Raw genomic sequence first — 7637 nt, 5'->3', positions numbered from 1 at the left:
GGTGGCGCTCCTATAGAAGTCATCAAACAGTACGTTCAGCAGCAGAGAACACCGCATTAGTCGGCTATCGCCGACGAGCTTACATCCCCGCACTCAAAGTACGGGGTTTTACGCTCAACCGATAAATTCATCCGCTTGAGCCGGTAGGCTTGAGACAGCAACAACCCCCGTAATAGCCGCTGACAGTAATGTTACCTTTGTGTGTTTCAAAGTCGTCTGCTCCATTTCATGGTGACCGGTTAAAAAATAGACGACTCCAGACCAGACTCCAGGCAGTTAATGTAAGCAATTTTTGAGTTATGCATCTAAGGTATGAATACGAAAGAAGGCTCAGCTTCCGCATTAGCTGTCAGAAATGTTTTTTGCAGGCCGAACAGGGGATCAAAAAAAGGGAAGCTGAAGCTTCCCTTATCGTTAGTATCAGAAGCTCAAACCAACCCACAACCAGAGTTTATCGGTGTCTACCTTGCCTGCAGCCTTATCACCTGCAGAGTAGGTCGCATACTTCACACCCGCGTTGTAGTGTTTACCAAACTTCTTGCTGAAGACCAGATCAATTTCTTTACCCAGATCATCAATCGTCGAGGTATCTTCGTCAGCACTGAAGTCGTGATAGGTTACGGACCACTTACCCCCAAATAGCTTGCCACCTACCGAAGCATAAAGATCCTTCAGACCCTGTGCCGGTGTTCCCAGGAACTGATCCGTCCAACCATTAAACTTGTGTGCAGTGGCCAATGGCGTTGAGAAACCATACTTGCCATCATCGGAGCCCAGCACCTCATAACCCACTTTGGCTGTAATGCCGGAGATCACCACACCACCTTCTGCAAAGTAGTAATTGGCATCGTATTTATTTGAGCCTGATTCGCTCTTCTGACTGGCATACTCACCGGTGTAGAGGAATTTCAGATCATTGGCTTCAGCCGAACCTGAGAGTCTCACACCATAAGTGTCCAGACTGTTGTCAGTATCGTTATCCAGCTCAAGCAAGTAGGCATAGCCGATCAGCTTTCCTATCGGTGTTGAGTAGGATGCATTGAGCAAATGATCTTTGGATCTCAGATCCTTTTCTTGGGCAAAAATACGGTTGCGCTTGTTGATGTAAGCGTATTTCAGTGACAGTCCTTCAACAGGCATATAATCGGCGGTAAGGGCGTTAAAGGTTTGTCGGTCCTGTCGCCAGCCCACATGCCCCAAAAAACGTTGATTATCATAAGCAATGACCTGTCTGCCCAGCTTCGCTGTCAGCCCTTCCATTTTATATTGAATAAAAGCCTGATCGACTTCAGTGACTTCCGGATCAGCGATGACAGAATAGTCCGTACCATTGCCCACCGTATCGTTGTAATCATCAATACCGGCTATAGACCTTGAATCTTCAAATTCCAGAAGACCGGAAAAACCATAATAATCACCTGTCTTGTAACCCAGACGTGATCTGAGCGTCAGAGCTTTACCGTCTTTCAGGGCATTGTCCTGATCAACCGTCTCGTACCTCAGGCGGAAGTCACCAAACGCTTCCCCTCCGGTAATGGCTTCAATGAATTCATCGGCCTGAACCTGTGTGGTTGAGACAGCGGCTGCCCCCGCAATAGCCGCTGCCAATACTGTTACCTTTGTGTGTTTCAAAGACTTCAACTCCGTTCTTATTATTGTGGATTGAGCTGCGTTTTATCCCCCCGGATATTAGGGACTGTTGACGTTTTGTTTTGCGACTCAGTGCTACCGAAAAGCGGTCATATACAAGGCAAACCGAGGAAGGCCTAGCTCCCCTACGTCAAGGAGGTTTAACGCTGTAGATGGCCGCTTTTCGGAGCATCCATAACTGCTGAGCGCTAAAACAAAACGTCAACAGCCCCTATGCAGCCTGAATGCCTTCCTTACCGCTGGAAGATTCTTTTTTGGTTTTATGTTTGCTGATGCTTTCCACCTTGCGTTGCTTCTCATAAAGGAACTTCAATACTTCTGAACGCAGATGGGTGTATTCCGGATCTTCAGCCAGAGCCAGGCGATCCCTGGGGCGCTCCAGATTGATGTCGAGAATTTCACCAATGGTGGCTTCTGGCCCGTTGGTCATCATGACGATTCGATCCGATAGCAGTACGGCTTCATCCACATCGTGGGTAATCATAATGACGGTGTTGTTGAGCTCCTGCTGGATCTCCATCAAAGAGTCCTGCATGTGAGCTCGGGTCAGAGCATCAAGAGCACCAAAAGGTTCGTCCATCAACAAGATTTCCGGTTGCATGGAGAGTGCTCTGGCAATCCCGACACGCTGCTTCATTCCACCAGAAATCTCGTCAGGCCTTTTGTGCATCGCATGTTCCATGTGCACCAGCTCAAGGTTGTACTCGATCCACTCTTTCGTTTCGGACTTGCTTTTTGAGCGTCCAAATACCTGCTTAACCGCCAGCTCTACATTCTGATAGGCCGTTAGCCAGGGCAGCAGTGAATGATTCTGAAAGACTACCGCTCGTTCCGGTCCTGGTTCGCTCACTTCCTTACCATTGAGAACCACGCCTCCTGTAGAAGCCTGATACAAACCGGCAACGATGTTCAGTACCGTTGATTTTCCACAACCTGAGTGACCGATCAGCGAGACAAACTCGCCCTGACTGATCTTCAGATCCACCCCTTTCAAAGCCGTAAATGGGCCTTTGGGGGTTTCAAACACCATGTCGATATGGCTGATGTCTAATAAAATGTTCGCTGTTTTTTGAGCGTTCATGGCTTTTGATGAGTTCATGACTGTTCACCTCCGTGTTGAATTAACTGGCTGTGCCGGCTTTGTCCCAGGAGACATAGCGCTGCAACTGGAGCATAGTGCGATCCAGCAGAAAACCGATCAGTCCGATGACGACAACGGCAACCATAATCCGGGCCAGCGAGTTGGAGCTGCCATTCTGAAACTCATCCCAGACGAACTTTCCAAGTCCGGGGTTCTGAGCCAGCATTTCTGCTGCGATCAGAACCATCCAGGCGACACCTAACGACAATCTCATACCGGTAAAGATCATCGGTATGGAAGCAGGCAGAACAATTTTCTGCACATGCTTCAGAGCTGGCAGTCTCAGCACACGGCTGACATTCACCAGATCTTTTTCAATAGAGGCAACGCCTACTGATGTATTGATTACCATGGGCCACAAACAACAGAGCGTGACGGTAATCATGGAATTTAAAAAGGACTTGGCTACCAAAGGATCAGGGCTGACATAGACTGCGCTGACAACCATAGTCACCAAAGGTAACCAAGCCAGGGGAGAAACCGGTTTAAAAATCTGAATAACAGGGTTAACTGCGGCATTCAGGGTTTTATTCAGTCCTATGGCGATCCCCAGGGGTATGGCGATGACCGCCGCCAGGACAAATCCACTCAGCACAGTGATAAGGCTGGTGAAGATCTGGTCCAGAAACGTTTCCTTACCGGTGTAGGCACGGATTTTGGGTGAATAATCCGGGTCCTTGGCCAGTCTGGCTTCTATACGCTTCTGCTGTCGTTCGTAGAAGGCCTGCTCTTTTACTCGTTCGGCGCTGTGTTCTTCGTAGAGCGACCCCATTTGCTCCCAGACCACAGCCGGTCCGGGAAACTTTCCTAGTGATGTATCGATCTTGCTGGCAGCGCCTGACCACAGCATCAGGAAGACGAGTATGCCAATCAAGGGCACCAGCAAAGTTTTAAAAGCCTTTGCTATCCCTTCTTTAAGATTTTCAGAAATAATTGGCTTGTTAGTATTATTATTTGCCAACGCAGTTTCAGTTGTCATGTTTGTTCTCTCCCCCAAACAGCCTTGAGCGGAAAATGCAGCTCACTCTGGAACATAAAAACGTTGCACAAAACTTGATAGAGCTGGATTTTCATACTCAACAGCCCGAGCATGAAATGGATCACCTCCGTGATCCATTCGCGACAGAATTAAATCTTGTCGCCTTGCTTCAGACCAATACTGAACTTGTTGATGTAATCATTTGGTTTCTTACCGTTGTAAACGATGCCGTCAATAAAATGAGTCTGTGGATTTCTGAATCCATCTTCTTCAGCAAAGTTCGGAAAGTCACTGGCCTTGATCAGCTTCTCTTTAATCAGGGATCTGGCGGCTGCTTCGTAGATGTCTGGACGATAAACCTTCTTGGCAATATTCACGTACCAGGAGTCCGGCTTATCTTCAGAGATCTGTCCCCAGCGACGCATCTGGGTCAAGTACCAGATGGCATCGGAGTAGTAGGGATAAGTTGCGTTATAACGGAAGAAGACGTTGAAATCAGGCACGTCACGCTTGTCGCCTTTTTCATACTCAAAGGTACCGGTCATACTGTTGGCAATAACGTCGTAATCAGCACCGACATAGTTGGACTGAGAAAGAATCTTCACAGCCTCAGGACGGTTCGCGTTATTGTTTTCATCCAGCCATTTAGCGGCTCGAATCAGGGCACGGGTGAGACGAGTCGTGGTGTTTGGGTATTTCTCAGCAAAGGCTTTGGTAATACCGAACACTTTCTCTGGATTGTCTTTCCAGATTTCATAATCAGTAACAACCGGTACACCGATGTTTTTGAAGACTGCTTGCTGGTTCCAGGGCTCGCCTACACAGTAGCCATAAATGGTTCCGGCCTCCATGGTGGATGGCATTTGCGGTGGAGGTGTTACTGACAAGAGGGCATCTGCATTAATCTGGCCTGAAGTATCGCCCTTATGTGGCGCGTAAAAGCCTGGGTGAATACCACCAGCTGCCAGCCAGTATCTCAATTCATAATTGTGTGTGGAAACCGGGAAGACCATGCCCATTTTGAAAGGCTTGCCGTTCTCCTTGTACTTTTCCACAACCGGCTTAAGAGCATCAGCTTTAATAGGATGCTGCGGTTTGCCGTCCGCCTGTTTGGGAATGTTGGGCTTCATCTGTTTCCAGATTTCATTGGAAACAGTAATACCATTACCATTCAAGTCCATGGAAAACGGGGTAATGATTTCTGCCTTTGTGCCATAGCCCATGGTGGCTGCAATAGGTTGCCCTGCCAGCATATGCGCACCATCCAGGCGTCCATCAATGACGCCATCCAGCAGTACTTTCCAGTTTGCCTGAGCTTCAATGGTGACATAGAGCCCTTCATCTTCGAAGTAGCCTTTCTCGTAGGCAATGGCTATGGGAGCCATGTCGGTCAGTTTGATAAAACCAAACTTCAACTCTTCTTTTTCTGGATAACCCAGATCAGCCTGTGCCTGCATCGATGCAAGACCACTGACGCTAATCAGGGCGCTCATTGCTACCGACTTTAAGGGTTTAAACCACTTCATTCACCACTCCCAAATCTATCCATTGCTGCTATATCCGGCCAACCTCTCAGGGGAGGAATTCGCAACAGCCCGCCTTTCCATGAACAAAAAAAAACGCCCACCGCTCCCTGGAAAATCTTCCGGGAAGCGATGAGCGTCTTTGCTCGTCTTCACAGCGCCTTTGCTGTGAATGTTTATTCCTGCCGCCCTTGGCAGGAACATTTTTATTGTTGTGATCTACTTAATGCATTCTACGCATTCTGCGTGCCAACTATTTACAGCCTCTAACTATGCTTATTTTGTGAATTTTCTTTCATTTTATTTCAGTTTGATGCACTGGACTTAAAACACGCACCAACAACGATCACTCTGCCAGTTATGAGGCGTTTTCTTCCAACATGTTAAAAACATCGATCACATTTCTGGCCACCGCTGCCAGAGTTTCACCTTTATCCATCGCCATCTTTCTCAGCTTTTTATAGGCCTGATCTTCACTGATCCCCTGTCTGGACATTAGCAACCCCTTGGCCTTGTCGAGCAACTTGCGATCTTCCAGTCGGTTGCGAGCCTGCACCAATTCATCTTTCAATAACTGATATTCCTGAAAGCGTGCAACGGCAATATCGATAATGGTTTTCACGCGTTGGGGCTGAAGGTCAGCCACAATATAGGCATTAACACCAGATCGTATGGCTTGCTGGACAATGTTATCGGTGGATTGTTCTACGAACATAACAACAGGAAGCGGAGAACTTTTGCTGATCAAAGCAAGGGTTTCAAGGAGAGAAGAATCAGGTTTATCCAGATCAATCACCAGTATGTCAGGAGAGAGACTGGAAACCATTGTTACAAGATCGTCAGCCTGCTCCAGCCGACCTATCACTTCATAACCCGACTCATTGAGTGCCTGGTTCAAAACGGATAGACGAGATGAATGGGTTCCTATTAACAACACTGAATCCATAGTCTGAGGCACTCTCTTCCCTTTTCAAATACCTATTCATGGATATTTTTAAGCAAAGCTTATACCAGAGCACTCAGCAAGAAGTTAAGTAGGCAGAACAAATACCTATCTATAGCTATTTACTTTTCGCTATTCGAAACTAAACGACAGTCTATAAATAAGCTCAAAAGAAACTGATTACTTTTTAACCAATCAAAAAGAAACCCCCATATCATGGGGGTTCCAGATGTATCCAAAAAGAAATCACAAGGTTATCCACAGTTATTGTGGATAATGACACAAAGCTGTCATCATCGAGCAGATATTACGTGATATTCCAATAATCCACGATGCTGCATCCAACGAATGAACCACACCAACAGCCTTAAACGAATCCAGACTTTAGGCCGGGTAACAGGCGACAGTTGACGGAAGTGCTGAGAGAACCAAAAACAGAAGCCGGATAGAATATCCTGACTGATATCAACAAACTCTACTTTCTCAAAGCCAGCTTCTTTCAGATTCGAATCGTATTTCTGATGAACCATTAACCCTTTAACAGAAATACCACAGGAGCGTGCCAACAGATTCACCATTCTCTGCTCCATACGATCTTTGTACGGACGACTGAGCACCATATCGGTCAAGGTCAGACTGCCGCCATCCTTAATGACTTTTCTAGCGTTGTGGAAAAACTGGGGCTTGTTATCAAAGTGGTAGGCGCAATCCAGAGCCAGCAGTTTGTCAAAAGAGTCTGTATCCAGCTTGGCCAGTTCCAGCTCATTGCCTCTTTCCAGTTTCAACTGATCATAATGATCACACTGATCCTGCGCACCCGCCAATAACTGTTCTGTTTCTGCCAACGCAGTCAATGACTGTACCTGGTAATAATCCAGCCAGACCAGGAGCTGGTCATAACTGGAAAAGCCGACATCAAGGACCTTATCTTGATTGGAAAGACAGGCTTTATCAGCGAGAAGACCTGCCAGCTCAGAGCAAGCCTGACCATAGTCGGAGGTTTCGCGCCAGTAACCAATCAGTCTCCAGCCAGAAGACGTTGCAACGCCACTGTTAAGAAGCCACTGATCCGCCAGCATGCCACGCTCTCTTTTGGAAGAAGGCCACCAGATGCTGACGATTAAACTGATCAACTGGGATAACAAACCCGACATTACCAGCCAAGTTAACAGGACGCCTGAAAGAAATGCGAAAATGGTCATAGATAAAAAATTATTATTTCCCTTGGATAAACCTGTATGTGCCTGCAGTGCCATGACACTGGCAGTAAGCACTTGTTGACATCCTCCCCGCCCTAAAGGACGGGGATTCCTACAGCTAGACGGTCATGCCCGACCGCAAGAATGTTTCTTGCTGCGTTTACGTCACGCAGATGTTCAGCTCCGCACTCTGAACAGACCC

At 47.3% G+C, this 7637-nt stretch carries 7 protein-coding genes; all 7 read right to left on the bottom strand.

Annotated elements, in window-relative coordinates; genetic code table 11:
• Positions 1-420: 420 nt before the first annotated feature.
• Positions 421-1632, bottom strand: a complete 1212-nt coding sequence (locus ACR2PX_RS16120) for an alginate export family protein (protein ID WP_434000377.1) — start codon at positions 1630-1632, stop codon at positions 421-423.
• Between the two features lie 229 nt (positions 1633-1861).
• On the bottom strand, positions 1862-2731 hold the full coding sequence (locus tag ACR2PX_RS16115; RefSeq protein ID WP_434000378.1) for an ABC transporter ATP-binding protein: 870 nt from the start codon (positions 2729-2731) through the stop codon (positions 1862-1864).
• A 40-nt stretch (positions 2732-2771) separates the two neighbouring features.
• A complete protein-coding gene (locus ACR2PX_RS16110) occupies positions 2772-3770 on the bottom strand; it encodes an ABC transporter permease (RefSeq protein ID WP_434000376.1) in 999 nt (332 codons plus the stop codon).
• A 149-nt stretch (positions 3771-3919) separates the two neighbouring features.
• On the bottom strand, positions 3920-5296 hold the full coding sequence (locus tag ACR2PX_RS16105) for a CmpA/NrtA family ABC transporter substrate-binding protein (RefSeq protein ID WP_434000375.1): 1377 nt from the start codon (positions 5294-5296) through the stop codon (positions 3920-3922).
• A gap of 355 nt (positions 5297-5651) precedes the next feature.
• Positions 5652-6239, bottom strand: a complete 588-nt coding sequence (locus tag ACR2PX_RS16100; protein ID WP_434000374.1) for an ANTAR domain-containing response regulator — start codon at positions 6237-6239, stop codon at positions 5652-5654.
• A gap of 290 nt (positions 6240-6529) precedes the next feature.
• Positions 6530-7510: a methyltransferase domain-containing protein gene (locus tag ACR2PX_RS16095; RefSeq protein WP_434000373.1), complete on the bottom strand. Its 981-nt coding sequence runs from the start codon at positions 7508-7510 to the stop codon at positions 6530-6532.
• A 20-nt stretch (positions 7511-7530) separates the two neighbouring features.
• Positions 7531-7637, bottom strand: a 107-nt coding sequence (locus ACR2PX_RS16090) for a zinc ribbon domain-containing protein (RefSeq protein WP_433999696.1), incomplete at its 5' end; no start/stop codon positions are given.

This window comes from Endozoicomonas sp. (assembly GCF_051008435.1).
Lineage (GTDB): Bacteria > Pseudomonadota > Gammaproteobacteria > Pseudomonadales > Endozoicomonadaceae > Endozoicomonas_A.
This window is presented reverse-complemented; position numbering and strand designations above follow the sequence as displayed.